This is a genomic window from Siphonobacter sp. SORGH_AS_0500, assembly GCF_002838835.1.
In the GTDB taxonomy this organism is placed as follows: Bacteria; Bacteroidota; Bacteroidia; order Cytophagales; family Spirosomataceae; genus Siphonobacter.
The window spans coordinates 93,183-118,742 of the sequence record NZ_NHPP01000009.1 but is presented as its reverse complement, the minus strand read 5'-3'; the positions used below and the strand labels follow the sequence as shown (position 1 = coordinate 118,742).

25 protein-coding genes and 1 pseudogene are annotated in these 25,560 nt (G+C 44.5%); 19 read left to right on the top strand and 7 right to left on the bottom strand.

Annotated elements, in window-relative coordinates:
* The first annotated feature begins 242 nt into the window (after window positions 1-242).
* Both BWI96_RS12500 and BWI96_RS12495 read left to right on the top strand, forming a co-directional pair.
* A pseudogene (locus BWI96_RS12500) lies at window positions 243-607 on the top strand (DUF1304 domain-containing protein).
* Between the two features lie 64 nt (window positions 608-671).
* On the top strand, window positions 672-1,481 hold the full coding sequence (locus BWI96_RS12495; protein ID WP_157830347.1) for a hypothetical protein: 810 nt from the start codon (window positions 672-674) through the stop codon (window positions 1,479-1,481).
* A gap of 110 nt (window positions 1,482-1,591) precedes the next feature.
* Here BWI96_RS12495 and BWI96_RS12490 read toward each other — a convergent pair whose 3' ends face one another.
* From BWI96_RS12490 to BWI96_RS12480, 3 genes are all read right to left on the bottom strand, one after another.
* A complete protein-coding gene (locus BWI96_RS12490) occupies window positions 1,592-2,071 on the bottom strand; it encodes a hypothetical protein (protein WP_106636966.1) in 480 nt (159 codons plus the stop codon).
* 82 nt (window positions 2,072-2,153) lie between these two features.
* Window positions 2,154-2,462 (bottom strand): hypothetical protein, encoded by a 309-nt coding sequence (locus BWI96_RS12485; protein WP_106636965.1) that lies wholly within the window; start codon window positions 2,460-2,462, stop codon window positions 2,154-2,156.
* Window positions 2,463-2,824: 362 nt separating this feature from the next.
* Window positions 2,825-3,016: a hypothetical protein gene (locus BWI96_RS12480; RefSeq protein ID WP_106637094.1), complete on the bottom strand. Its 192-nt coding sequence runs from the start codon at window positions 3,014-3,016 to the stop codon at window positions 2,825-2,827.
* A 147-nt stretch (window positions 3,017-3,163) separates the two neighbouring features.
* Between BWI96_RS12480 and BWI96_RS12475 the strand changes: the two genes are divergently transcribed.
* The 10 genes from BWI96_RS12475 to BWI96_RS12435 all read left to right on the top strand — a co-directional run bounded on the left by BWI96_RS12475 (window position 3,164) and on the right by BWI96_RS12435 (window position 12,890).
* Window positions 3,164-3,769 (top strand): sigma-70 family RNA polymerase sigma factor, encoded by a 606-nt coding sequence (locus BWI96_RS12475; protein WP_309711025.1) that lies wholly within the window; start codon window positions 3,164-3,166, stop codon window positions 3,767-3,769.
* A gap of 110 nt (window positions 3,770-3,879) precedes the next feature.
* Complete coding sequence (locus BWI96_RS12470; protein WP_106636963.1) at window positions 3,880-4,278, top strand: hypothetical protein; 399 nt, start codon at window positions 3,880-3,882, stop codon at window positions 4,276-4,278.
* A complete protein-coding gene (locus BWI96_RS12465) occupies window positions 4,209-4,967 on the top strand; it encodes a FecR family protein (protein ID WP_198555244.1) in 759 nt (252 codons plus the stop codon). The genes BWI96_RS12470 and BWI96_RS12465 overlap by 70 nt, the downstream gene beginning before the upstream one ends.
* Before the next feature lie 214 nt (window positions 4,968-5,181).
* A complete protein-coding gene (locus tag BWI96_RS22395) occupies window positions 5,182-6,387 on the top strand; it encodes a SusC/RagA family TonB-linked outer membrane protein (protein WP_232793703.1) in 1,206 nt (401 codons plus the stop codon).
* Window positions 6,294-8,516 carry a SusC/RagA family TonB-linked outer membrane protein gene (locus tag BWI96_RS12460; RefSeq protein ID WP_232793715.1) on the top strand — a complete coding sequence of 741 codons (2,223 nt, stop codon included), beginning with the start codon at window positions 6,294-6,296 and terminating at the stop codon, window positions 8,514-8,516. Before BWI96_RS22395 ends, BWI96_RS12460 begins: the two co-directional genes overlap by 94 nt.
* Window positions 8,517-8,528: 12 nt before the next feature.
* Window positions 8,529-10,154, top strand: coding sequence for a RagB/SusD family nutrient uptake outer membrane protein (locus BWI96_RS12455; protein ID WP_106636961.1), 1,626 nt, complete (start codon window positions 8,529-8,531; stop codon window positions 10,152-10,154).
* Between the two features lie 217 nt (window positions 10,155-10,371).
* Window positions 10,372-10,866, top strand: a complete 495-nt coding sequence (locus tag BWI96_RS12450; protein ID WP_106636960.1) for an MOSC domain-containing protein — start codon at window positions 10,372-10,374, stop codon at window positions 10,864-10,866.
* Between the two features lie 86 nt (window positions 10,867-10,952).
* Window positions 10,953-11,258, top strand: coding sequence for a ferredoxin (locus BWI96_RS12445; protein WP_106636959.1), 306 nt, complete (start codon window positions 10,953-10,955; stop codon window positions 11,256-11,258).
* Window positions 11,259-11,510: 252 nt separating this feature from the next.
* Complete coding sequence (locus BWI96_RS12440; RefSeq protein WP_106636958.1) at window positions 11,511-12,218, top strand: OmpA family protein; 708 nt, start codon at window positions 11,511-11,513, stop codon at window positions 12,216-12,218.
* Between the two features lie 57 nt (window positions 12,219-12,275).
* Window positions 12,276-12,890 carry a porin family protein gene (locus BWI96_RS12435; protein WP_106636957.1) on the top strand — a complete coding sequence of 205 codons (615 nt, stop codon included), beginning with the start codon at window positions 12,276-12,278 and terminating at the stop codon, window positions 12,888-12,890.
* 111 nt (window positions 12,891-13,001) lie between these two features.
* On the opposite strand, the gene BWI96_RS12430 is transcribed toward BWI96_RS12435, so the two are convergent.
* Window positions 13,002-14,552 carry a GH3 auxin-responsive promoter family protein gene (locus tag BWI96_RS12430; RefSeq protein WP_106636956.1) on the bottom strand — a complete coding sequence of 517 codons (1,551 nt, stop codon included), beginning with the start codon at window positions 14,550-14,552 and terminating at the stop codon, window positions 13,002-13,004.
* A gap of 71 nt (window positions 14,553-14,623) precedes the next feature.
* Entirely contained in the window at window positions 14,624-15,439 is an 816-nt protein-coding gene (locus tag BWI96_RS12425; RefSeq protein ID WP_369804163.1) for a glycerophosphodiester phosphodiesterase family protein, read from the bottom strand.
* 1,359 nt (window positions 15,440-16,798) lie between these two features.
* Between BWI96_RS12425 and smpB the strand changes: the two genes are divergently transcribed.
* The 7 genes from smpB to BWI96_RS12380 all read left to right on the top strand — a co-directional run bounded on the left by smpB (window position 16,799) and on the right by BWI96_RS12380 (window position 23,618).
* The gene (gene smpB / locus BWI96_RS12410) at window positions 16,799-17,260 is read left to right on the top strand and encodes an SsrA-binding protein SmpB (RefSeq protein ID WP_106636953.1); all 462 of its coding nucleotides are present in this window, start codon (window positions 16,799-16,801) and stop codon (window positions 17,258-17,260) included.
* 89 nt (window positions 17,261-17,349) lie between these two features.
* Entirely contained in the window at window positions 17,350-18,816 is a 1,467-nt protein-coding gene (gene gatB, locus BWI96_RS12405; RefSeq protein WP_106637092.1) for an Asp-tRNA(Asn)/Glu-tRNA(Gln) amidotransferase subunit GatB, read from the top strand.
* Window positions 18,813-19,922: a TlpA disulfide reductase family protein gene (locus tag BWI96_RS12400; protein WP_106636952.1), complete on the top strand. Its 1,110-nt coding sequence runs from the start codon at window positions 18,813-18,815 to the stop codon at window positions 19,920-19,922. The genes gatB and BWI96_RS12400 overlap by 4 nt, the downstream gene beginning before the upstream one ends.
* Window positions 19,923-19,959: 37 nt before the next feature.
* Entirely contained in the window at window positions 19,960-20,760 is an 801-nt protein-coding gene (gene proC, locus BWI96_RS12395) for a pyrroline-5-carboxylate reductase (RefSeq protein ID WP_106636951.1), read from the top strand.
* 170 nt (window positions 20,761-20,930) lie between these two features.
* Window positions 20,931-21,293, top strand: coding sequence for a hypothetical protein (locus BWI96_RS12390; protein ID WP_157830345.1), 363 nt, complete (start codon window positions 20,931-20,933; stop codon window positions 21,291-21,293).
* Window positions 21,294-21,454: 161 nt separating this feature from the next.
* Window positions 21,455-22,318, top strand: coding sequence for a hypothetical protein (locus BWI96_RS12385; protein WP_106636949.1), 864 nt, complete (start codon window positions 21,455-21,457; stop codon window positions 22,316-22,318).
* 124 nt (window positions 22,319-22,442) lie between these two features.
* Window positions 22,443-23,618, top strand: a complete 1,176-nt coding sequence (locus BWI96_RS12380; RefSeq protein ID WP_106636948.1) for an ATP-binding protein — start codon at window positions 22,443-22,445, stop codon at window positions 23,616-23,618.
* Between the two features lie 17 nt (window positions 23,619-23,635).
* Here the strand turns inward: BWI96_RS12380 and BWI96_RS12375 are convergent, their stop codons facing one another.
* On the bottom strand, window positions 23,636-24,898 hold the full coding sequence (locus BWI96_RS12375; RefSeq protein ID WP_106636947.1) for an energy transducer TonB: 1,263 nt from the start codon (window positions 24,896-24,898) through the stop codon (window positions 23,636-23,638).
* A 46-nt stretch (window positions 24,899-24,944) separates the two neighbouring features.
* Entirely contained in the window at window positions 24,945-25,493 is a 549-nt protein-coding gene (locus tag BWI96_RS12370) for an RNA polymerase sigma factor (RefSeq protein ID WP_232793701.1), read from the bottom strand.
* Window positions 25,494-25,560 lie beyond the last annotated feature (67 nt).

Genomic DNA, 25,560 nt, shown 5'->3' with positions numbered 1-25,560 from the left:
CAGAAAATAATGCACAGCTTCAAAATGATTAATATGGAACCGATTTCACTTTTCAGAATCGGTCGTCTTTTTGATACTTACGCAATTCTACGACGGAATGTTGTATAAATTAGGTTTTTTGTACAAGCGACTTTTTTAAGGCTAAGTTAAAAAGCTTAAAATAAGCTACTTTTGAATGCCTCACAGTGGATAAAATAAAAATTAAAAAATCTGTTCCTACTCGATCATAACCCTTTTAGTAAATGATGACGTTTTCCATGATTCTAATCGCTCTGGTAGCTATAGAGCACGTTTATATTCTCTGGATGGAAATGTTCGCCTGGACCACGCGAGGCAAAGCCACTTTTAAAAGTTTGCCCCCTCATCTTTTTGAGCCCACGAAAGGTTTAGCGGCTAATCAGGGACTATACAACGGCTTTTTAGCCGCTGGATTATTTTGGTCCTTAGGAATTTCGGATCCGGAGTGGTCGAAGAATGTGGCTTTATTTTTTTAGGATGTGTAACCGTAGCGGGTATCTACGGAGGGCTGACGGCTTCCCGTTCCATTATTTTCGTGCAGGCTTTGCCCGCATTAGTGGGACTGATCGTAACGTGGTTTCGGCCATAGCCAGTCGTTTTTCGTAGGTATTCGGAAAGCTACCCGATTCGATTACCTTAAGAAAAGCTTTATTATGAAAAAACATTGGTTCATGTTAGGAACTATGATTCTCCTGTCTGCTTGTGGAGGAACTAGTTCCGAAGAGAATAAAGAAAATACTGAAACCGCCGTTACGGAAACTGCTCCGCAGGCTAGCAAAGTCAGTACACTCATCTTTTTGGATAAATCCCGCAGTGTAAATGAGGATAAAGACTTTGTGGAGAAAAAGTACACGAAAGTAATTAACTCATTAGTCCAGGAGGAGATCCGTCGGGCGGGAGATAACATACAGGTGTGGCTGATTCACGAAAATACTGCTCAAAGTAAAGCTCTGGATCTAACCAGCCAAACTACGCTGGATGCTACGGAAGGCATGAGCCAAACGGACGTAGAAGCCGCCGAAGCCAGTTACGATTTGGCCCTGCAACGGGAGCGTTTGAATTTTGCCAAACAGGTCCTAGCTCAACTCGCTACTCCCAACGTCAGCAAGAGTAGTGAGCAAACCGATATTCAGGCTAGTCTGGCTGCTATTAACGCAAGGGTAGGCGAAGGGTATGCCGTAAAGGTGTATTACTTTTCGGACATGGTGGAAAGTATGAAGCAGCCGGGTCGACGGGACTTTCATAAAACGCCCCCCAAAAGCACTGCCGAAGCTGATGCCTGGGCTAAAGCGGACGCTGCATCGTTGAAGGCACGTTATCCTAATTTAAGCTCCGTGGAAGTATCGATTGTTTTACCTTTCGAACCCACCACTTCTTCCAAAGTCAATAATCCCAACGTAAGTGAATACTGGAAGACTTTCTTTAATGAGGTAGGCGTGAAGAAAGTGGAAGAGAAGATATAAAAAGTTAAACGAGTTATAGAAAGGATTTCTATAACTCGTTTATTATGATGATCGTGAGTTATAGCAGCTATCGCTATCGCTCACGATTTCTTTTTGGCAAATGCCTGCGTTTATCTTTGAGCCTTAACCGTGGTAAATCCCAGGGGAGCTTTGGGCGTTTCAAAGTCGAAGATAGTAATATACAGAGTCGTCTTTTTGGCTATGTTTTTAGAATCCCGGTAATTCACTTCCAGCACCTCAATGGTGCCCTTTCCGTTAGGAGCATAGTTAGAGGCATACGGAAGCGTTCCCGTCTTTTTGTATTCCACGGTTTTATTCTGTCCATCCCGAAGCAAATCCATGTAAGTCGATAGGTTTTCGTATTCCCCGGCGGGGCTGGTTCCTACTTTGATGGGATTGGTCTTTGTAGTGCCGTATTTAGGGTCCGTAGCTACACCACTGAGTTGTAAAAGAGGCTTTCGGTTAGCCGGAACGGGCAGTGGATTAGCACAGCTCTCTACTTTCAACTCGGCTGGCTTCAGTCCGTTGGCGAGAGCCGCTTTGTAATCATTGCAGGCTTTTTCGGTATTTCCTAACAATTCATAAACCAAAGCCCGGTTATAGTAGCTTCTGCCATTTTAGGGTCTACTTTGATGGCCGCTGAGAAATCACTGATAGCTCCCTGATAATCGGCTAGCTTCTTGCGGCTACGCCGCGTCCAACCATTGACTTCTTGGCGTCGGCTTTGAAAGAAATGGCTTTCGTGAAATCTTCCACCGCATTTTCATATTGCCGTAGTAAGGAATAAGCCATGCCCCGGCTTTGCCGAACGGGGTAATCGTCTTTAGCGGCAATTGACTGATTAAATAGCGTAATGGCCTGACTTACCTGGCCCGCCTGAGCCTTTTTTAATCCTTCATCCAATAAACTTTTGGCATCCTGAGCAAAGGTGTGAAGGCTGGCTATACAAATGCCTGCGGTTAGTAAGGTTTTTAATTTCATAAGGTAAACCAAAGGATTTCAGAATTTATAGGGAAACGGGAATATTGAAAAGTTTAGTGTAAAAAATAGGTTAAGCTCTAACAGAATATTGATGGAAAAGGGTTTCCTAAATTTTGTCTGCACATACTTAGATTGGAATACCTTAGTTGAAAGGTTCATTCCTGATCTGATAACGTATACGCACTCAAGTTCAGCTGTGCTTTTGCAAAGGGGCAGTTCTCAGACCTTTAGCCCCGATACTATGTAAATAGGAATGAACGATTGGTTCCTAATGAACAATGGCCTGATAAGGCTTTGGAATTTTTGATGAGAGAAGCGGCTAAAGGGGCCCCTTCTCTCGTTAATGGACTGAACACTAATTTTTAGCGTGATTTCCTGATTTTCTTTCCTCGGTTTTCGCCCCATTCTTTTGCTTTCTCAGTAGCAATGGCAATGGCAGAATCTTCAGGGCGACCGTCGGCAACTAAGGCGTTTGCAATTTCAATGGCTTTGTTTCGAATCGGTGCCATGAAATTTTTCAAAGAGTCGGGATATTCGGATTTAGTCCAGGGCATTTTTTTAAGGGTTGATAGACCTGGTAATACGCTCAAAAAATATACCAGAAAGAAGAAGGCCATCGCAAGTCTGGGAAATGTTACAGAAATGATATTTTTTTGTAAGAATTTTTCGGCCTTATATTCGAAGGTTAGAAATACCAATCATTGAGTAAATCATTGACATACACGGACGATACAGAACTTTGGCTTGCCTTTAAACAGGGAGAACTGAAGGCTTTTGAACAAATCTACCGAAATCACTTTTCCATGCTTCTCTCGTATGGAAAGCGGATTTCCAGTGACGTAGAAATGGTCGAAGACGCCATTCAGGATGTATACGTAGAGCTTTGGAAGCGGAGAGAAAACCTGAAAAGCCTGCATACCATCAAGTTTTATTTATTCCGGGTTTTAAGAAATCGCCTGTATAACCTTCGGCAGGCTGATTTGCAGATTCCTCAGGAAGATATTGATTTCCCGGAGGATCAGATCCCTGATTACTTTAGCCCTTCCATTGAGGCAAATCTGATTGAAGAGGAATCTACTACTTTTCAGAACGCCCGCCTGAAACAGGCGATTAGTGATCTGCCTGCTCGGCAGAAAGAAGCTGTTCTGTTGGCTTTTTACGATGATTTCAGCACCGAAGAAATTGCGGGAATCATGGGCATTAACCAGCAATCGGTTAATAATCACCTGAATCGGGCTTACACTTCTTTGCGAAAACTACTCTCGGATTCTATTATTCTACTGTCGTTTTTCTGCTTACATTTTTAAGGCTTTCCTGCTTACAGCCTTTAGAAGTCCAATTATTAGAAAAAATAATTTAAAAAACTGAGTTGAGAAAGGGCCGCCGCCGCTATCTCTACTAGAAACGCACGCAGTACATGGATCAAATGCCTGACTCACAGGAAGATTTTATTAACAATCCATCTTTTCGTAAATGGGTGAAGACTCCCGATGAATCGACTTCGATTTATTGGGAAAACTACCTGCGTGAACACCCTGAACAACAGGAAAAGATTATTCAGGCTATCGAGTCAGTCAAACGTCTGAGCCGAGCCAGTCAGGAATTGGTCGAGGTTTCGGATGCTTCCGCTGAGGAAGAGAAAATATGGCAGCGAGTGAAAGAACAGGTGCAGACGCCCGTTCTTAAAAAACGTCCGTATTGGGGTTGGGCTGCTGCTGCAGTTATCGTGATTGCAGGCGGACTACTTTGCTCAATCTGGGTACGCCTGCTACTAAAATTGAACAAACGATTGCTCAACAGAATCCAGAGTCTCTGATTGACTCAGTTATGGTGACTAATTTTGAGCAAAAACCTCGTTTGGTTTCCCTGCCCGACGGTAGTTCTGTCATTCTTCAAAAAGGAAGTAACCTTCGTTACGAAAATCCATTTCCTAAAGAATCGCGTCCGGTTGCTCTTTCCGGTGAAGCCTACTTTGAAGTAGTGGAAGATGCTAAAAAACCCTTTACGGTTTATGCCAATGGATTAATAGCCAAAGTTTTAGGGACTAGCTTTAATGTGAAGGCCTACGAAAAAGATGCGAATGTTACCGTAACGGTTCGTACGGGGAAGGTCTTTGTAACGCCTGAGAAAGATGTACAGACTAAGAAAAACGAGCGGGAGGACATGATTCTCACGCCCAATGAGCAAGTCGTTTTCACCATTAAAGAAGCGAAGATGTTCCGGAGTCCGGTTAATGCCCTGGCGGAGCGGAAAACGTTTGTCATTCGTCCGGTAAATCTGGTTTTCAATGCCGTACCGGTAAAGGATGTATTTGCTGAAATTGAGAAAGCTTACGGTATCAAGGTAGTTTTTAAAGATCCTTCGCTCCAAAACTGCCGCATAACCACTGACCTGAAAGAAGGAACGCTTTCCCAGAAACTAGACATTATTTGTAAAACCCTGGAAGCCACTTGGAACACGGAAGCTGAATTTGTAGCCGTTACGGGTCGCGGTTGCCATCCCTAGAAACATTTCATTACCTAAACCATACACTAAACCACCAGCACTTTATCGACTACATGCCCTAATACCCTCTTGCTAAATGAAAAGAAGCCAGCGGTGTCCTACCACCACTGACTTCCAAACAAAATCCCCTGTTGAGCTGTCCTACTGCCCATCCGCATGCACGGATGCAGGGATCTATTTGTGTTTTTCGATCAAAAAAAACCATTTCAAATGTATGAAAGAACCGTTATTTTCCAAAGAAATTGGGTGGAAGATCATGCGATTAACAGTACTCCAATTCTTTATCGTAGCCTTGTTTACCAATGTGTCGCTGGCCTTAGACAGCCGGGCACAGGAAGTATTAAATAAGAAGATTTCGGTAGAGCTTAATAACAAGAGTGTGAGCGAAGTGCTTTCCCGGATTGAGAAAGCCGCTGACATTAAATTTTCGTATAGTCCTGATCTGATTCAATCGCATCGTTCGGTCAATTTAAATGCCGCTAACGAACGTCTGGATCTGGTACTTCGTCGTTTTTTTCAACCGCTTCAAATTAAATTTGAACTGGTAGGGAATCGTTTTATTCTGACTCGGGCCAGTCGCATGGAGCCCACGTTCATTGATCGCTACATTACCCTCGTAATGCCTAGTAAACTGGAAAGCGGTCGTCCGCTAATTACCGTGACGGGTCTGGTTACTGATGAAACGGGTGGTCCGGTTCCCAGTGCTACGATCTTACTCAAAGGTACGCCTAACGTAGGAACGGTAACGAATGCGGATGGTCGTTATACCCTGAATATTCCAGATGGCAACGCTACAATTGTGGTTTCTTCGATTGGCTACGTAAGCCAGGAAATTCAGGTAGCTAACCGCACTACGATTGATGTAGTATTAAAATCAGACATCAAATCTTTAAATGAAGTGGTGGTAGTGGGTTACGGTACGCAGCGTCGTCAGGAAGTAACTTCTTCAGTAGCTACCATTAAAACGGAAGATTTCAATCAGGGCGGTACACGCAGCCCACTGGATTTGATTCAGGGTAAAGTAGCCGGTCTGCAAATCACGCGGGCCTCCGGTAATAACCCTAACTCTTCGGCGTCGATTCAGCTTCGGGGTATCGTTTCTATTAATGGAGATCAGCGTCCATTAGTAGTTATTGATGGTATTCCTGGGGGTAACCTGGATCTTCTTCAACAGGATGATATCGAATCTTTTGACGTACTAAAAGACGGTTCTGCTGCTGCTATCTACGGAACACGGGGTAATGCCGGGGTAATTTTGATTACCACCAAAAAAGGAAAGGAGGAGCTCCTACGCTTTCGTATTCTACGTATGCTCAACGGGAAGTTATCACCCGTCGTCCACAATTCTTATCGGCTAGTGACTGGCGGGCTGCAATGCAGAATCCGAGCAATCCTAAAGCGAGCCAGATGCGTGATTTAGGAGCTAGCACTGATTTCTATGACCTGTTAGTAGATAAGAAAAACATCAGTCAGTACCATAACCTGGCTCTTTCAGGAGGTAGCGGAGCGAATAGCAACTACCGCGTTTCGATGTACTACAACGAAGCTAATCCGATTGCGATTCAAAACTGGCGTCGTCAGTACGGCGGTCGTCTGAGCGTGTTCCAGAAGTCTCTGAATAACCTGCTTTCTACTTCGGTAAACCTGGCTACCAACTTCAACAAGGCTAACTTGTTAGGTGGACAGGCGGGTGACTTTGAAAACGCCCTGGGCCGTAACCCAACGCAGCCGTTATTTGATAATACGGGCCGCTATTACGAAGAAGGATCAACGGTAAACCCCATTGGTCGCTTAGCCCAGGAAAAACTCATCCGCGATCAACAGACGACTTCTGCAGACGTTCGTTTCTCGCTGGAACCTTTTAAAGGATTCAAAGCAAGTGCGTTCGGGGCTATCCAGCATGACGTTCGCAATGACAACGAATACCGTCCCCGGGATTCCCGCCGCTCGATTTTGGAAAGCTTGAACGGAACGCCTATTGCCGGGACGGGTTACGCTCGTAAATACAATTACGTCGATAACTTAAGCACGTTCGAATCTACGCTGGAATACGAAACCAAGTTTGCTGAGCATCATGGTTTTAAAGCTTTAGCGGGTTATAGTTATCAGTACCGCGTATCTTCCTGGTTTGAAGGTATCAACTCTGGCTTCTTAAATGATCAGTTCCAGGAGAATAACTTGGGAGCGGGTAACTTCATTGCCCTGGGTAAATCTTCTTTGGGATCTTTCAAAGAAGACAATAAGCTGGTGGCGTTCTTCGGGCGTTTGAACTATGATTACAAGGGTAAATACATTGCTCAGTTCATCTTACGTCGCGAAGGTTCATCACGCTTCGGTGCTAATAACAAGTTTGGTAACTTCCCCGCCGCTTCAGTAGGCTGGAACCTGGCTCAGGAAAACTTCATTAAGTCCATTCAAGTGTTTGATGATTTGAAACTGCGGGCAGGGTATGGTATTACGGGTAACCAGGGGATTCCTAACTACCGCTCACTGGTACGTTTAGGCACGGGTAACTTCTACCTCAACGATGATGGCGTATGGCGTCAAACCTACGGACCGGGTAACAACCCGAACCCGAATCTTCGCTGGGAGCGTAAGGCAGAGTTAAACATTGGTTTGGACTTTGCTTTATTCAAAGGTCGCCTGAGTGGTACGTTTGATGTGTATCGTCGTCGTACTTCTGATTTATTGGGTGATTTTAATACCCAGTTACCTCCCTACATTCAGTCTACGCTGTTTACGAACGTAGGAACGATTGATAACAACGGTATTGAGCTAAGCCTGAGTGGTTCAGTAATTAAGAAGAAAGACTTTAGCTGGAATGTAGACTTAGTAGGTAGTACGCAGAAAAACCGTCTGGTTTCACTGTCAAGTGATGTATTCAAAGCTACGTACTTGAACTTTGGTTCCATTGGTGGAACGGGTGCATTAGGTGATGCCATTCGTACCATTGAAGGTGGTTCACTGGGTAGTTTCTACGGCAAGCGTTTTGCGGGCTTTACTCCTGAAGGCCGCTGGTTGTTTTACAAAGCTTCGGGTGAAGCCGTTACTTCAGACAAAATCGTAGCTAACGAAGACTATACCTACATTGGTAATGGTATTCCTAAGTTCCTGGTATCCTGGAATAACAACCTGCGATACAAAAACTTTGATCTGACGGTATTCTTCCGTGGAAAGCTGGGTTATGACATCCTGAACCTGCAACAGGCCTTCTTTGGTAACAAAGTGTACTTGCCAACGAACGTACTGAAAGATGCTTTGGGTCGCAACAACCAGATCAACGATGCTCTCCAGTATTCGGATTATTACCTGGAGCCTGGTGGATTTGTGAAGCTTGACAACGTAACGCTGGGGTATAACTGGAAATTTAATTCTCCCGTTATCAAAAACCTTCGTCTCTACGCTACAGGTCGTAACCTGTTGACCATTACCAAGTACCGTGGTGTGGATCCTGACATTGAAGATACAGGTCTGGCTCCGGGTATCGATGGCCGTGGTTTCTACCCACGCACGCAGTCTTACACGCTTGGTCTTAATGTTCAATTCTAATCTCGAAATTCAATGAAACGTTCCTATAAAGGGCTTGTGTTTGCAAGCTTGCTGGCGATTCTCTCGGGTACGAATGCCTGTACTAACCTGGACGAGACGCTGTATAATGAAATTGATGCCTCTAAGTTTTATAATAACCGTCAGGAAATCCTTTCAGCCGTATTGCGTCCGTATACGCACGCCAACGCCTGGACAGCTCCGACGGGCCAAAACGGGCACTGGCGGATTACCGAGCTTTCGGGCGATCAGTTAGCCTGGCCGCAGAAAGGTCGTCACGGCTACGATGATGCCCAGTGGATTCGTCTGCATGGCCATAGCTGGTCTTATACGGAGAATACGGTTTGGAATCCCTACAGTTTGATGTTTACCGGTGTTGGTTTTTGTAACAATGCCTTAGGTGATTTTAGCCGGGTGGATTTTGCCAAGGCGGGCGTAAGCGAAACGGACAAAAACGCCTTCATTTCAGAATTGCGGGTTTTCCGGGCTTATCATTACATGAAGCTCATGGATATGTACGGTAATATCCCCATCGTTACGACGGTAGGATCGCCAACGAGTCCTGAGACGCGTCCCCGGGCAGAGGTGTTTGCCTTCGTTGAAAAAGAACTCAAGGAAAGCGTGGACTTACTGCCCAATCTGGAGCAGAAGTACATTGGCCGGATTACCAAAGCAGCGGGTTACTCCATGCTGGCAGAGTTATACCTGAATGCAGAAGTATGGTCAGGAACTCCTCGCTGGGATGATTGTATTGCTGCTTGCGACAAAATCATCAACGGTCAGACGGGTGGACTAAACGGAACTCCCGTGCTGGACGCTGATTTGGTGTCCACCTATAATAACACCAACAATAACTCGAAAGAAATTCTCTTTCAGTTAGTGTATGATGCTCAGGCTACGCCTACCCGTTGTGGTTGGAATGGTGACTTCTATCATTTCAATCAGCGTTTCATTTACGATGGTGATGGTAATGGAAACAACGGGATCGTCGTGATACCTTCGGCTTACGATGCCTTTAATGATAAGGATCTTCGTAAAAAAGAGTGGTTCCTGATTGGCCCTCAGTTCTACGCCGCTGATCCGACTCGTCCGGTACTGGGTACGGAAGAATACAAAGACCAGCAATTAAACTTTGTGAAAGAAATCCGTCGGGCAAGCGAAAACGGAACGGCTTCGAGTATGATTACGGGTGAAGAAAACAGCGGAGCTCGCTTCAATAAGTATCGTCCCGGCCGTCAGTCAGAAGCTAAATACTGGAGTAACGACTGGTCGCTTTACCGTTTAACGGAAATCTATTACAACAAAGCTGAAGCTTTGATGCGTAAGAATGGCGGCCAGGCTACGGGCGAAGCCCTGACACTGGTAAACACCGTTCGCAAACGGGCGTTCGCTGCGGCAGATTTCGTGCCTTATACTACAGCCAGTTTAACGCTGGATGAAATGCTGGCCGAACGTGGCCGTGAGTTCATCTTTGAAGGGAAGCGTCGGACGGATCTGATCCGTTTCGGTAAGTTTACGACAGCCTCCTGGTGGGATCACACGCCATCGAATGATCCTAACAAGAATCTTTACCCGATTCCGCAACGGCAGCTGGCGGCTAACCCCAATCTGAAACAGAATCCGGGTTACCCAGCTCAATAAAATAAAAAAGGGTTAGAGCCTGCTCTCTAACCCTTTACCTTCAACCCTTTTATTTATGCAACCGGGTTAAACCCCGAACCTCATCCTGCTTTCCTCTAAAATAGCTATGAAAACGGCGTTGATTCCCTAAGAATCCTAACCCGCTCATCTAAAAGTGTTCGTTCCTCCGAGAATGAACACTTTTTTTATGTATCTTATTTAAAAACCTAATGAAGTTATGGCAGAAGAAAAGCCCATGCAGGCATTAATGAATCATTTTGCCCAACCCGGAAAACTGGAATGGATCGGTCTGCGAACAGGTCCGCGGAAAGCCGTAATTGGAGCTCAGAAAGCATACGTTCGTATTGGTACCGGCCTTGACGGCGATCGCTATAAAGGCCAGCCCGAAAGCAAACGGCAAGTGACGCTGATTTCAGCCGAGCATTTACAAGCCGTTGCTTCATTTCTGGGTAAAGAACAAATTGACCCCGCCGATGTGCGACGGAATTTGTTAGTAAAAGGGGTAAATCTGCACGCTCTGAAAGACAAACGGTTTCAAATTGGAGAAGTTATTCTGGAATACACGGGCGAGTGCCATCCCTGTAGCCGTATGGAGGAAGTCCTTGGTGTAGGTGGGTATAATGCCATGCGAAGCCACGGCGGGATTACGGCTCGGGTTATTCAGGAAGGTGAAATCAACGTAGGCGATGCTTTGATGGTGGTGCGGGAATAAGTGTTGTTTCAACTGAGTCTGAATAACTTTCTCTACAAGCTAAACTAGCGGGTACGTATTACTTTTGTAGTTTACCACTAACGAGCATGAAGTACAAAAAACACGTATTCATCTGTACCAATCAGAAACCGGCCCCCAAACGTTCCTGCGGTGAAGAGCAGGGAATGGCTTTAGTTGACGCTTTTAAAGAAGGTTTGAAAAATCGGGGATTGCAGATTGAAATTCGGGCTCAGAAAACGGGCTGTCTTGATGTCTGTGCTTTTGGCCCTTCGATGGTTGTCTATCCTGAAGGAGTATTTTACGGAAATGTCCAATTATCCGATGTAGAAGAAATCATCGAAAGTCACCTGGTTAATGACCAGCCCGTTGAGCGGTTGAAGTTAGCCGTTTAGATAATCTCTTTCGCAAAAACAGTCTATGACTCCATCAATCATAGACTGTTTTTTTATGGTTAATTTAAAAAGTGGGTAAATAAATCTACGTTTTCTACAGTTGTGGAATTTTGAATTATTCAGAAATAAGGCCCTTGTACTTCAGTAAGTTACTGAGTAATTAACAGCTATTAACAGCGTTTTTGTAGAGAAAAGCATCTAAGGCTAAGCTTTTTATCGTAGGTAAAACCGTAATCAATCTTTAGTACAGCCATGAAACGCCTGTTTGTAAAAGGAATGTGGATGCTCACGTTAGTTTCCATGCTTAGTTCAACGTTTATCTCGTGTAATAAAAATGCTCAGGGACAGAAAAAGTCCAAATTGAATAAGACCCAGAAAGGTGCTGGTATCGGTGCCGGAGCGGGAGCCATCATTGGTGGAGCCATTGGAAGTGCTTCAAAAAATACAGCCATTGGGGCCATTTTAGGAGCTACCGTAGGTGGAGCAGCTGGGGCAATTATTGGTCGTAAGATGGATAAGCAGGCCAAGCAGATTGAGAAGGATATGGGCGAGGCGGCCAAAGTAGAACGGGTGGGCGAAGGGATTCGCGTAACCATGGATGGCCAGTTACTTTTTGCCTATAACTCAACCGAGCTGACTCCTCAAACGCAGGAGAACCTGGCGAAGCTGGCAGAAACGCTTCAGAAAAATCCAGATACGAATCTATTGATTGAAGGACACGCTGACAACCGGGGTACGGCTGAGTATAACCAGGATTTATCTGAACGCCGGGCTGCTTCAGTTTCAAGTTATCTGCGTTCGCAGGGGGTATCTGCTTCCCGGATGACGATCAAGGGGTACGGCTTTTCGCAGCCCATCGCAAGCAATGACACGGAGGAAGGTCGTCGTTTGAATCGACGCGTAGAAATTGCAATCTCAGCTAATGAGAAAATGCAAAAAGAAGCTCAAAACGGTAATTAATAAACAACCTTAAAGCAGGAGAATCTGCATTTTCCTGCTTTTTTTCAACCAATTCCCATGAAACAACTTACGCTCATCATCGTCTTTACGCTCACCACCTTGGGAGCGTTTGCTCAGGAAACCACAGCCCGGACGGGTATTCGTGGCGGCTTTTCAGCCAGCAACCTGCGACTCAAAGAATTCACGGATCGTAACCCTCGTTACGGCTTCCATGCCAGTTTGTTTACGCAGATCCCCGTCGTAACTGACTTTTTCTACATTCAGCCTGAAATCGGGTATACGAATAAAGGAACCCGTGCTGAGTTCAATATTGCTGGCTTTGAGGGTAGCAATACTTTTAAATTAAACTACGTAGAGGTGCCCGTTCTGGCTACTTTCAAAATTGGTAACTTTGTTGATTTACATGCCGGTCCTTATGTGGCTTACCTGTTAAAGGCGGCTGGAGAAAACACGAGCAATTTGGGTAGTGCTACCACTACACTTAACACGGATGCTTTCAAGCGTTTTGATTACGGCGTAGGAGCAGGTTTAACCCTTTACTTTGGTAACTTCCTCATCAGCACCCGTTACAACGTTGGTCTTCAGAAAGTGGCAGATTCTTTCGTAGCTCAGCAGGTGATGGGTAATGCTAAAAACACTTCAGCTCAATTATCGGTAGGAGTTACTTTCTAGAGTTTTGAGTTAATGGATTTCGAGTTGTTAAGGAAATGACTCTTAACTTTCTCTATAAACTAAAGCGGTACGAATTTTAAATTCGTGCCGCTTTAGTTTATAGAGAAGCATTTAAATGGCCAGATGCTCGGGACTTATACTTAAAATTTCTTCTATGTATTCCCTTGAATTAGATAATCGGGGTACTTTATGCTGACCACCCAGTTTTCCTTTGTGTTTCATCCATTCGTAAAACGTCCCCGGAGGTACCATGTGGACGATGGGTCGAATTAAAGCGATGTTGAAACTTCGCTTGGCATCATAATCCGAATTAATCTTACGAAGCGTGTCGTCTAATACTTCTACGAAAGTATCTGGATTATCAGGCGGCGTAGAGAATTCAATGACCCACTCGTGTCCCCCGCGTTTGACCTGCTGGTTTTCGTTGCTACCCATGTAAATGGGAGCAGCAGTATAATCAGAAATCGTAGCTCCGGTCATTTCACAGGCGGTAGTCAGGGCTGTCTCCGCATTCTCTATGATTACTTCCTCCCCAAAAGCATTAATGAAATGTTTGGTTCGACCTGATATCTTAATACGATAGGGGTTTTTAGAAGTAAAGCGAACGGTATCGCCAATCAGATAACGCCAAAGTCCTGAATTAGTGGAAATAACAACGGCATAATTGCGGTTAAGCTCTACTTCGCCTAGCGTTAAGGCTTTGGGGTGATCCTTGTGAAGCTCTTCCAAAGGAACAAATTCGTAGAAAATACCGTAATCGAGCATTAACAGTAGCTCATCAATATGACTCAGGTCATCCTGAAGGCCAAAAAAGCCTTCGGAAGCGTTATAGGTCTCTAAATAGTGAACGTGATCGCTTTTAAAAATTTCCCGACGGAATAAATCCCGGTACGGATGAAAGGCGACGGCTCCGTGAATGAATACTTCAAAGTTGGGCCAAACGTCAAGAATATTTTTCTTACCCGTCAGTTCAAGCACCTTCTGAATTAATACCAAAGTCCAGGTAGGAACGCCCAGAGCACTCGTTACATTCACCTGAGAAGCTTCTAAGGCCATGGCTTCAATCTTCTCCTCCCAGCGATCCATCAGGGCCGTTTTCAACGTCGGGGTACGGATAAACTGAGCCCAGCTCGGCAGGTTTTTCATGACGACTGCCGAAATATCGCCCGTTAAGGTGCGGTCATTGAGCTGGTTTTGGGATAAGCTACCCCCAACGGATAAGCCCTTACCTTCAAAAACGCGGGTGTCGGGTTTGTTATCAATCCAGAGGGCCATCATGTCTTTTCCCGCCCGGAAATGGCCTTCATCCAGCGATTCACGCGAAACGGGGATGAATTTGCTACGAGCATTAGTCGTACCCGAAGACTTCGAGAAAAAGCGGACGGGCGAGGGCCACAGCACACGGTCTTCTCCCTTCATCACCCGTTCGATGTAGGGAAAAAGGTCTTCGTAACTCGAAATGGGTACTTGCTGCTGGAAATCGGCAATGCTGCGGATGTTTCGGTAACCATATTCTTTACCCCAGAGCGTGGATCGTCCCGAGGCAATCAGTCGACGAAACTGACGTTCCTGGACGGGCCAGGGATCCCGGCGAAATGCTTCAATCCGAGCCATTCTTCGCTTGAGAATCCAGACGAGGGAATCATTAAAAACGGGTAGCATAGGCATGCTGAAGATTTACTGGATTAACTGAACAGCTTGGCAGTAGGTTCTCCGCTGAGCGATAGCCAAATCTATAACTTTTTCGCTCGATTCGGAAAATCGGTAATAAATCCGTCAATGCCCATTTTTCTTAAACGAAGCATCTTTTGAGGTGAATTGACGGTCCAGGGAATGATTTTTACCCCTTTTTGCTTCACTTTTTTAATTTTTCGCTTCGATACAAATCGGTAAAAAGGGCTAAAAATATCGGGCCTGAATCCCAATTTTTTTTCCGTACGGGCCAGACTTTGTTGATGAACCAGAGCGGATAATGCATTGGCATCGAAGCTTCGGATGAGTTGCTGACTTTTCCAGTACTTTAAAATAGCCAGGTCGAAACTTTGAATAATATACCGATCAGGCGAAAGCAAGGGCTTCAATACGTGATAAACTAAAGAGCAGAATTCTTCAGGGTAAGGCTGAAAAAGTCCGTATCGACTCGAAGCTGACTTAATCTCGATGCTGTAGTGGGGCGGGGGAAGCTGGTGCTCCCGGGCGTAGGCATCACAGGTCGTTATAACCTCAGCAAGTAAAGGTTTTACCGCCGTCAGACTTGCTTGCTCGGGAAAGGCTGGATTTTGCCGTTTGCCTACGTCGTAACGTTGAATGGTAGCATAATCCAGCGTGTACATTTTTAAGGAAGGTGCTTCAGCTTTAGTAACCTCTGTTCCGTCGGGTTTAGTAGTGAAAGCGGCGTTCATGTAGTTGTCGTGCGAGACAACGACCTGTTTGTCTTTAGAAATCACCACATCCAACTCCAGCGTAGAAACGCCGAGCTCCAGAGCTTTCAGAAAGGCCGGAATAGTATTCTCAGGCATTATCCCCCGGCAGCCTCGATGACCCTGAATGTCGAGCGTTTGGGCTGATAATAGGGGATTGGTGAGGAAAAGGAGAAGAAAAGAGGGAAAATGGAAGATGTACCATATTTTCCTGACGAAATTAGTTGTTGCTGGGCTTTTTAGAAGTCCCGTCATCATTTATGAAATTAAACGTATAATCTTGGTCAAGTACTTCTCCGCCTAAGCAAATAAAGGTACCAAAGATACCGCACCAGTCTTCGGTGTCATTTTCCTTTTCAGTATTCCAGCGAATAATACCCCAAAGGTTACTGTCAATAGTTTGATCTAAGACTACACCAAATTCGCCACATAGTGAAATCTTGGTTCCGGGTACAGAGTACTGATCACGCTTCCATCGATCCGTCCATTGAAAAATTCGATTTCCTAATTCTTTTTCTGTTGAACCCGTGATCGCATGCCATTCCTAATCGTGGCATAAACCATTGCCAAATGGTGGTAAAATCAGCTATATTATCATGAGTAACATTGCAGATTTCTTCTTGAAGGTCTTCAATAAATTTGGTAATAAAGATATCTTCCTTCGCATTGAAGTTTTCTTTTAGAAAAGCTAAAGCGGCATCTAAATCATCGAATAATTCAAGGATCTCCTATTTTTTGAAGTAGTCATCTTTGGAAAGTTCTTTAGGTTTAGGAGGGCCATCAGGTTTGAATATATTCAAAAGTCTTCGGAACATAGATATAGCTTATTTAATCGTTAGTGCTTTTAATTAAAGCATCATAACGATTCCAGACTCAATGAAATACTAGTTCCCATCTACGATGTCTGCATCAAAAATAGGAGATGAATGACTATAAAACTTGAAACACCTAAAACGAATAAAGGGGTAAAAACAGCTAGTTGTTTTCTTTCTGAATACGTTTGAAAACTATATAAAAACATTCTTAGCAGATACAATGGATAAAAATTTACAAGAGCTATTACAAGAGAAGTAACAGTGTCAATAAATAAACCTTCTGTAAATTCAAGTAAATAAGTGGATGCGAAAGCAATGATGGGCCATGCTAAAATCGGAGTTAACGAAAATCCATTTAACAGTCTAAACCATTTTGGATATCTTTCATCCGTCAATAAATGCAGTATACTTTTAAGCATTAGGTATGATTCACGTTGAGATGCAAAAGTAAAGTATCTGTGATATACCTATCACATGAAAAGGTCTGATGTATACAGGTGTTGCTCTTGCTGGTATTCAGCAAAGGTTTACCAATAGCAAAGCATATCGCCTCAAATCCGCTTCACCCTTCACCTCCCTCTGCGAATAGATTTTTTAGGAGTTTTAGAAAATAGTATCTTTGAAACTCCCTTATTACCAAGGACCAACCCTCAAACCGGGTGATGAAAGCATTATGGCACAGAAAGAAAAAATACAGAAGCACGTCGAAATCAAAAATCGTCGGGCTTCTTTTGAATATCAGTTTTTAGAAACTTTTACCGCCGGACTGGTGCTAACGGGTACGGAGATTAAATCCCTTCGTCAGGGAAAAGCGAACTTGACGGATGCCTATTGTCTGATTCTCAACGAAGAACTCTTTGTTCGGAATATGAACATTTCCAAGTACGAAGAAGGTACCCATTATAACCACGAACCCCTGCGGGATCGGAAGTTACTGCTGCAAAAGCGGGAAATTCGCAAGCTGGAAGATAAACTCAAAGACCAGGGACTTACCATCGTTCCTACGCGTCTGTTTATTTCGGATCGGGGTTTTGCCAAGATCAATATCGCTTTGGCGAAGGGTAAAAAGCTGCACGATAAACGTCAGGATATCAAAGAAAAAGACGTCAAACGTGACCTGGCCCGGGGTGAATAAACCCTGATTTTGTAAAGGGAAGGCTTCCTCTAAAGGCTTTCCCTAAAGAAACCCTTACCTTTGTTCTTGTAAATCCATCCTTGTTTTCTGTGCCGTCCGACGAGATAAAATCCCAGTACGAGCTGGTTATTGGCCTGGAAGTCCATGCCCAGCTACTTACCGAAAGTAAAATTTTTGCATCCGATGCCAATCAGTTTGGCTCACTGCCTAACCGCAATATCTCAGTAATTACGCTGGGTCATCCCGGCACGTTGCCCAAACTTAATCAGAAGGCCGTTGATCTGGCGATCCGCTTTGGATTGGCAACGAATTCGACGATTTCCCGGCGGACGGTATTTGATCGTAAAAATTACTTTTATCCTGATCTTCCTAAAGGCTATCAGATTTCGCAGGATAAAGCTCCCATTTGCTGGGGCGGACAAATCTGGATTAAACTGAAAGATGGCTCGGAAAAGGCCATCGAAATGCACCATACGCATTTGGAAGAAGACGCGGGTAAGTCCATTCACGACGAGCACTCTTCAGATACCCAGCTTGATTATAACCGGGCGGGAACACCTCTGATTGAAATCGTTTCGGATCCTTCCATGCGATCTGCTGAAGAGGCCGCCGCTTACGTTACGGAAATTCGGAAGCTGGTTCGTTACCTGGACATTTGCGATGGGAATATGGAGGAAGGAAGCCTTCGCTGTGACGTGAACGTTTCGGTGCGTAAATACGGCGAGCCGTTGGGAACGAAGGTGGAAATCAAAAACATGAACTCGGTTCGTTTCCTGCAAAAAGCGATTGAGTACGAATATGATCGTCAGGTAGAGATGGTCGAGGCGGGCGAGACCATTATTCAGGAAACCCGGATGTTCGATCCCGAAACGGGTCGGACTTACGGCATGCGGGTGAAGGAAACCATGAACGATTACCGTTATTTCCCCGAGCCGGATTTGGTACCTATTTTAATTACCGATGAGAAACTCGACGAGGTCCGCCGGCAAATGCCTACGCTGCCCCGGCAACTCGTGAAAACCTATACGCAGGATTTCGGCATTCAGGAAGCTGATGCGTTAAGTATTACCGAATCCAAAGAGTTAGTAGCCTATTTCGAAGCCGTGGTGGCCGAGAAAGTTAGTCCGAAAGTGGCCGCTAACTGGCTTATGGGACCCGTTCGCAGTTGGATGAACGAAAGCAAACAGGATATTGACGGCTTTACATTAACTCCAGCTACACTAGCGGCTTTAATTCGTTTGGTAGAAGAAAACAAGGTTAGTAACTCGGCAGCGGCTCAAAAGCTGTTTCCGGCTCTTCTAGAAAAGCCCGAAGCTGAGCCATTGGCTTTAGCGGAAGAGTTACAACTCATCCAGCAGGGCAATAGCGAGGTGCTTCAGGCGTTGATTGATGAGGTACTGAAGAGTCTTCCTGATAAGGTCAAAGAATATAAAAAGGGCAAAAAAGGTCTTTTGGGTTTATTCGTAGGCGAAGTCATGAAGAAATCCAGAGGTCAGGCCGATCCCAAAGTCACGAACCAACTCGTGATCCAATCCCTAGATGCTATTACTGTATGAAAATCGTTGTGTCCCTGATTCTATGGCTTACCGGAGTGGTCGCTCTGGCTCAAAGCAATACTTCTTATACCATTCGCGGACGGGTTAATAATCCCAATGCGAAGGCGTATTTACAGCTCATGAATGATCGGGGGTTACCCGTTTCCATTGATTCTTCGCTGATTACTGCCAATGGCTTTGAAATGAAAGGTCAGGTTACCAATGGAGGCAGTTTTTACCGACTTTTAATGGGAGGCATTCCTCCCGTGATATTACTGCTGGAAGGCGGTGAAACCCTGGAAGTGGAAGCGGATACCAGACCCGGTAGCAAAGCGAAGGTAACGGGTTCCAAGAATATGGAGTATTACGCTCAGTTGAATAGCCTGAACGAAAATTTCAAAGCGAAAGTCGAGAAGTTGAATTTGTCTTACGAGCAGGCGACTCAGAAAAAAGACAAGGCCGCACAGCAGAAAATCCAGCAGCAGTTTGAGCAGGGACAAACCGAAATTGTTACTCAGGTAAAAAATCTGATTCCCCAAATGGGTTCTTCGCTGGCCACGCTCTATGCTACTAATTTTCTGAATCAGGAGCAGGACTTTGAAATATTTGAGCAGTTAGCCGATCGCTTTGAAAAAGAAAAGCCCAACGTTCGTATTTACCAAGCCTTTGTAGCGACCGTTCGACGGGTGCAGAGTAAGAAAAATGGGCTAGCCATTGGTTCTCCCGCCCCGGAGATTAACCTGCCTACGCCGGATAATAAAATCGTTTCATTGTCTTCTCTGAAAGGAAAATACGTCCTGATTGATTTCTGGGCGGGCTGGTGTGGTCCTTGCCGGAAAGAAAATCCTAACGTAGTTCGTCTGTATAATCAGTATAAAGACAAAGGCTTTGAAGTCTACGGGGTCTCGCTGGATTCGGACCGTAAGCAATGGCTGGATGCTATCAAAAAAGATGGCTTAACCTGGACGCAGGTATCCGATTTGAAATATTTTGATTCGGCGGCGGCGATGGCTTATGGCATTCAATACATTCCTTTTACGGTTTTAGTGGACCCCAAAGGTAACATCGTAGCCAAAGAACTCAGAGGAGAGGCACTCGAGGCCAAGCTCAAAGAATTACTGCCTTAAGGCTCTTATTTACCTTTGCTTATCTACCTTATACATCATGAAGCTCGCCATTATTGGATGCGGTAATATGGGAATGGCCTTTGCCAAATCCTTTATTCAGTACGATCTGGTTAAAAAAGAAGATCTGTTTCTCATTGAAAAATCAGCCGAACGCGGCGAAGCTCTCCGTAAGGAGAAAGCAGGTGTAGTGGTTGATACCATTGGCCCGAGAATCAGTGAAGTAGATTTAATTATTCTGGCCGTTAAGCCCCAGGATTTTGCAACGGTTCACGCCGAATTAAAACCCGTGATTCGTTACAATCAGGTTGTTTTGAGCATCATGGCGGGGGTTTCCATTCAAAAAATTCAAACCGTTCTTGATCATCCTTTAGTAGTAAGAGCCATGCCTAATACGCCCGCCATGCTGGGCATGGGTATGACGGCTTTTGCGGCGGCAAAGGAAGTAGATATTCAGAATTTACGCCGGGTAGAAAACCTGATTAATGCTACGGGCCGTTGCGTGTTTTTAGAAGACGAAAGCCTGTTGGATGCGGTAACGGCGGTGAGCGGCTCGGGACCCGCTTACTTTTTCTATCTGGTGAAAGCAATGGTGGAAGCGGGCAAGCAAATGGGCTTTTCCGAAAGTTTGTCTTCACAACTCGTCAAGCAAACCATGCTCGGTTCGTATCACCTGATTCAGACGTCCGATAAAAGCTTGGACGAGTTGATTAAAGCCGTAGCCTCCAAAGGCGGTACGACTGAAGCCGCTTTAAAAACTTTCGAAGAGAATAATCTGGCTGAATCGCTGATCGCGGGGTTGCACTCGGCTCAGAAGCGTTCGACGGAGTTATCGAAATAGCTAATAAATGCCAAGATCAATCAGTAGCTGCTCTTTTAGGGCAGCTATTTTTATGGTCTCTATTAAAAAAAGTTAAAGGGTAGCACTAAAAAGAAAAGAGGCATTAAAATCGTGTATTCTTGCCTACCGGGCTTTGTAAAGCCTTTTCAGAAACCTACGTAGACCGAATTATGAAAACGAAAGTAACCGTCCTCTTGGGCATCTGCATCATAAGTATACTGATGGGGTGTGCCTCTACGAAGTCCAGTAAGTTTAGTTCCATGAGCGTGCCAATGGGCATGGATAAAAAGGACGTACTGGCCAAGTTTGGCTCACCTTATAAGTCAGGATATTTTAAAGATACAAATCAGATTTTTCGCGAAGATTGGTATTACAAAGAGAGTTTCTATATACATGGCTGGGTTGACGTGGTTAATATCATCCACTTTGAAAATGGAAAAGTAGTCAGCCTTGAACCTCTACCAGAACAACGGCCTTATCTGGTGGGTGGGGATCGGGAGGTAGGGACAACGTCCGCTGAGAAGAAGCCTTAAAGAAGGGTAGAAAAATTTTAAAATAATAAATGCGATGAACAACAGTCCTGTAATTTACTTTACTAAAATCTTACCTTGATATTAGGTTTGCAGAGAATTGTATCTGGTATAGTGATTAAGCAATTATTGGATCAAACTCGCTTTATATTTAAATTTCCGCTATGCTTAAATCTTCCCCAAAAAGCAGCCGAATTTATCTGGCTGGAATACATGTTCGCCTTAATGGTAATGAGGAGTGTAAACGATATATTATTACGCAAAGTACCACAAAAGAGGTAGTTAAGAACCTTGAAGTAGGCCTAGAATTAATCTTTGAAAATGGTCAATTACTAGAAGCTTATGATTATGAGGATGGTGAGCGATTTAGTCGTTTTCTAATGGCGGATGAAAAGGCAATGTCTTATATTGAATGCGAGCCCAATCCACTTTTAGTGGTTTCAGCAAACCCAAAGGGGCTCCATCAAGTAGGAGGAGCCCTGCCCAATAACTTTATCGTGCCGGAAAATTCCTGTCGGGTGCCTTTTCAATACTTAGGCTTTATTACCAATGAAGATCCTTATTTCAGCTGGTTACCATTTCCAATTCATCTCACCTGTCCCATCTTTTTAGACATAGATCAGGTTTTCTTAGATTATACCAATCCCTTACATCCCGTGCTTCTTGATCGTCAGCAGGTCGAATCGCTTACGACACCCTATGAATACCTAAATTCTGAAAGTGAGATTGTCTACCAAGCGTTGAGATTTGATTTTAAGGAGAAAAGCAAAATGTCGGAGATCGGGCATGCTGGAGTTCCGATCTGGGTCCAATACCCTACGATTCCTACTTGTCCTAAGTCAGGTAAAGTGATGAAATTTGTTTGTCAATTAAAGGGAGGAACACCAGTCGAAAAAACAAATGTAAAAGTAGAAGATTCATCTCATGAGCATTTCTACGATGAATTGAATTTCTGGGAGGATGGCTCGCTGTATGTATTTTTTGAACCCGAATCAAAAACGGCTTGCTACCTGATTCAGAATACCTAATAAGTGTAGAAAAACGTCAATGTCACACTAGAGAGAGCTTGTGTCATAAGTAAAGCAATTACTTTGCCGACAATTATTCCTCAATTTGATTATTTCAAATTGATCAGGAATAATTGTTCATTCTATGCCTTTTGATCGAATTATCGCTAATCGCGTTATCGAACGCTTAACCAATTTGCCATCTGTAGCACTCGTTGGTCCTAGACAAGTAGGAAAGACGACGTTAGCCAAGATGTTAGTTAAGCAAATTGATAAGGATAGCATTTATTTGGATTTAGAATCACAGGAGGATTTTAACAAACTAAGCAATCCTGAGCTATATCTTACTGAAAGACAAGATAAACTTGTCGTCATTGACGAAGTCCAGCGAATGCCGGAATTATTTCCGATACTTCGTTCCGTGATTGACCGAAATCGAGAAAACACTAGATTTTTATTGTTAGGATCAGCTTCCCCTGAATTGCTGGCTAAAAGTTCAGAAACGTTAGCGGGGCGTATTTCCTATATAGAAATTCATCCTCTCCTCTTTCCTGAAGTACAGCAGGAAATTTCATTTCGGGAATTATGGCTAAAGGGAGGATTTCCTGATATGCTATTAGCGGCGAGTGACGAGGTAAGTTTCCTTAATCGGCTAGATTTCATTCAGACCTATATTGAGCGAGAGCTACCATTGTTAGGACTCTCAGCTTCGCCCGTTTTGCTTAGAAATTTACTACGAATGATCGCTCACGTACATGGGAATATTTTAAATTACTCGGATATTTCCCGGTCATTGGGAATTGATGTAAACACCCTCAAGAGATATCTGGATTACTTCGAACATTCCTTCTTGATACGACGATTACAGCCTTACTATGCTAATATCTCAAAGAGGCTAGTTAAGTCACCGAAAATTTTCATTTGTGATTCAGGACTTTTGCATGCAGTTACTGGTATTGAGACAGCAGAAGACCTAGAGGGGTTTGCGGGGAAAGGAAATTCGTGGGAAGGCTTTGTTCTTCAGCAGGTAATCTCGCAGTTGAAACCCTCAGTCGAGCCTTATTTCTATCGTACTCAGGATGGTTCGGAGCTTGATTTAGTCTTAGTGAAAGGAATGACTCCAGTAGTAGGGATTGAAGTGAAATATACGAATACCCCCAAATTAATGAAGGGCAATACCGTAGCTGCTCAGGATTTAGGGAATATCCCAATTTATGTAATAACTCCTTCGATAGGAGAAGATTACGAATTAAACCAACAAACAAAAGTGACCAGTTTTGAACGCATCTTTACTCATCTAAAGCAGGCCAAGCTTATCTGAAATTTAGGAATCCAACGTTAAAAAAAACGCACTTCTACGCGAACCGTACTGCTAACGCTTTTCCCTTTCCTACGAGCCGGCTTCCATTCCGGCCCTTCTTTAACCAGACGAATGGCTTCTTCATCACAGCCATAGCCTAGGCCTTTCCTGACTTTGATAGTGCCTATGCGGCCATCATCTTTAATTTGAACGGATAGGATTACCGTACCGGAAATGCCTTTTTCTTTGGCTAATTCCGGCTTGCGAAGGTTTTCTTGCAAATAGGTTTTGTAAGCCTCTGAGCCCATCACTGGTTCGGCTTCTGTTTTCCGCTTTGTTTTTCCGTATTCAACTACTACCACTTCGCTTAAAGCCTCATTATCGGCTTGAAGCGTAATGACCGAAGGAAAAGGAGCCTGAAGGGTCTGATTTTTATAACCGATCAACGCTAGGACTATTTCTGGCCCTAAAGTATTGGGTATGAACGCCCGGCCCATGCTGTCGGTAACTACGCCTTTTCTACCGTCTTTATTCTGAATCATTACCCCCGGAATGGGATTTTTTCCCTCATCAACGATAGTAATAAGATTTTTTTGGTTTTCCGTATCTACTTTTCGGGCTAAGGGAGTATCCGTTCTAGCGGCGATGTTAACCCCCGTAGCTTTACCCGGCAACGCAAGTGAAATGGTATCAGGAGTTTGTTTATTCTTCGCAAAACCAGAATCAGGTAGTTGAAAACTCCGGGCGGCTAGTGCTGGCATTTTTGCTAAGGTCTGCGAGTCAGTGGGTGGAGCAGCCCGCATGGCCATTACCTGAGGCTTTTCATCTTCTGCCAATGCATCAGCAGAAACTAACGGCTTTTTTGTCAGAGCTTCCACCCGAGGAGCTTCAGCCAGGCTAATTTCTGGCTGACTTGCTTCAGGAGTAAGGAGCGAATCAGTGGATTGGGTTTGTGGGCTGGCCGTCGGAGCCGTGACCTGACTGATTTCAGGAGTGGAATCCAGTTGTAGCCACAGCACATAACCCGTCAATAACAAACCTATGAAACTGGCCGCTAAAGCCCATTTCTTCCAGCCTAGTTGCAGGATTGGTGTGGGGCTGACGCGGTTATCTAACTGATCGTACAGGGCTTTTAAGTCCGGCTTTTTTTCCGCCATTGCCTCGAAACCTTCCAGTGCATCCGCAATGAAAGGATCCTCCAGAGCCGCCCGCTCGACGGCGTGCTGCTCCTGAGCATTTGCCTCGCCCGCTACGTAGCGGCGAAGTAAATCCGGGGTGATATCAATGGGCCTTTTAGCCATAGTTTTTCTTACGCCAAACGCTCGTTTATACGTTCGATGCAGAGCTTTAAATTTCTTCTTCCGTTCTGAATAAAACTTTTGACCTGATTGAAATCATAACCCGTTTCATCGACGATCTGCTTGTAACTTTTTTCCTGCAAAAAAATAAACTCACCGTGCGGTGTTGATCGGGGTTAAGCTTACCCATGCATTCTTCCAGAGCCTGCACCTCAAGTGGCTCGTCAGATTCTTCGATGATTAGATGCTCGGGAGCCTCGGATTCCATACGCTCAGGATCAAAAAAATCCTGGACTTTTGTTTTCTGGCTTCTCAGCCGCATCAGACAGTAGTTTTTCACTACGCTATGTAGCCAGCTTTTCCAATTACTAATTTCATGCTGCTGGGCTTTGGCAATGACCTCCTCAAAAACCTGCATCACGGCATCCTTCGCTTCGTCTTCGTCCTTCAGATACTTGTAACAAACCGCGTAAAGCATTTCCATGTGCGGCTGATAAAGTTTTCCCAGTAATTGCAAATCACCGCTCTGTCGGTACTGGCTAAGCAGTTCCGATTCGTCGGGAGTGGATTCTGATTTGCGAAATACTTTTAGAAACACTGAATCAAAAACGTTGATGGATTATCCTGCGAATAAAGGTCAGCGTATTGGCTTTTACAAAAAATGA

Coding starts and splice junctions, on each gene's coding strand:
- BWI96_RS12400 (WP_106636952.1), top strand. CDS start 18,813: ATGAAAATCGTTGTGTCCCTGATTCTATGGCTTACCGGAGTGGTCGCT.
- BWI96_RS22395 (WP_232793703.1), top strand. CDS start 5,182: ATGAAAGAACCGTTATTTTCCAAAGAAATTGGGTGGAAGATCATGCGA.
- proC (WP_106636951.1), top strand. CDS start 19,960: ATGAAGCTCGCCATTATTGGATGCGGTAATATGGGAATGGCCTTTGCC.
- BWI96_RS12495 (WP_157830347.1), top strand. CDS start 672: ATGAAAAAACATTGGTTCATGTTAGGAACTATGATTCTCCTGTCTGCT.
- BWI96_RS12375 (WP_106636947.1), bottom strand. CDS start 24,898: ATGGCTAAAAGGCCCATTGATATCACCCCGGATTTACTTCGCCGCTAC.
- BWI96_RS12450 (WP_106636960.1), top strand. CDS start 10,372: ATGGCAGAAGAAAAGCCCATGCAGGCATTAATGAATCATTTTGCCCAA.
- BWI96_RS12440 (WP_106636958.1), top strand. CDS start 11,511: ATGAAACGCCTGTTTGTAAAAGGAATGTGGATGCTCACGTTAGTTTCC.
- BWI96_RS12435 (WP_106636957.1), top strand. CDS start 12,276: ATGAAACAACTTACGCTCATCATCGTCTTTACGCTCACCACCTTGGGA.
- BWI96_RS12485 (WP_106636965.1), bottom strand. CDS start 2,462: ATGAAATTAAAAACCTTACTAACCGCAGGCATTTGTATAGCCAGCCTT.
- smpB (WP_106636953.1), top strand. CDS start 16,799: ATGGCACAGAAAGAAAAAATACAGAAGCACGTCGAAATCAAAAATCGT.
- BWI96_RS12430 (WP_106636956.1), bottom strand. CDS start 14,552: ATGCTACCCGTTTTTAATGATTCCCTCGTCTGGATTCTCAAGCGAAGA.
- BWI96_RS12470 (WP_106636963.1), top strand. CDS start 3,880: ATGGATCAAATGCCTGACTCACAGGAAGATTTTATTAACAATCCATCT.
- BWI96_RS12445 (WP_106636959.1), top strand. CDS start 10,953: ATGAAGTACAAAAAACACGTATTCATCTGTACCAATCAGAAACCGGCC.
- BWI96_RS12480 (WP_106637094.1), bottom strand. CDS start 3,016: ATGCCCTGGACTAAATCCGAATATCCCGACTCTTTGAAAAATTTCATG.
- BWI96_RS12380 (WP_106636948.1), top strand. CDS start 22,443: ATGCCTTTTGATCGAATTATCGCTAATCGCGTTATCGAACGCTTAACC.
- BWI96_RS12455 (WP_106636961.1), top strand. CDS start 8,529: ATGAAACGTTCCTATAAAGGGCTTGTGTTTGCAAGCTTGCTGGCGATT.
- BWI96_RS12385 (WP_106636949.1), top strand. CDS start 21,455: ATGCTTAAATCTTCCCCAAAAAGCAGCCGAATTTATCTGGCTGGAATA.
- BWI96_RS12390 (WP_157830345.1), top strand. CDS start 20,931: ATGAAAACGAAAGTAACCGTCCTCTTGGGCATCTGCATCATAAGTATA.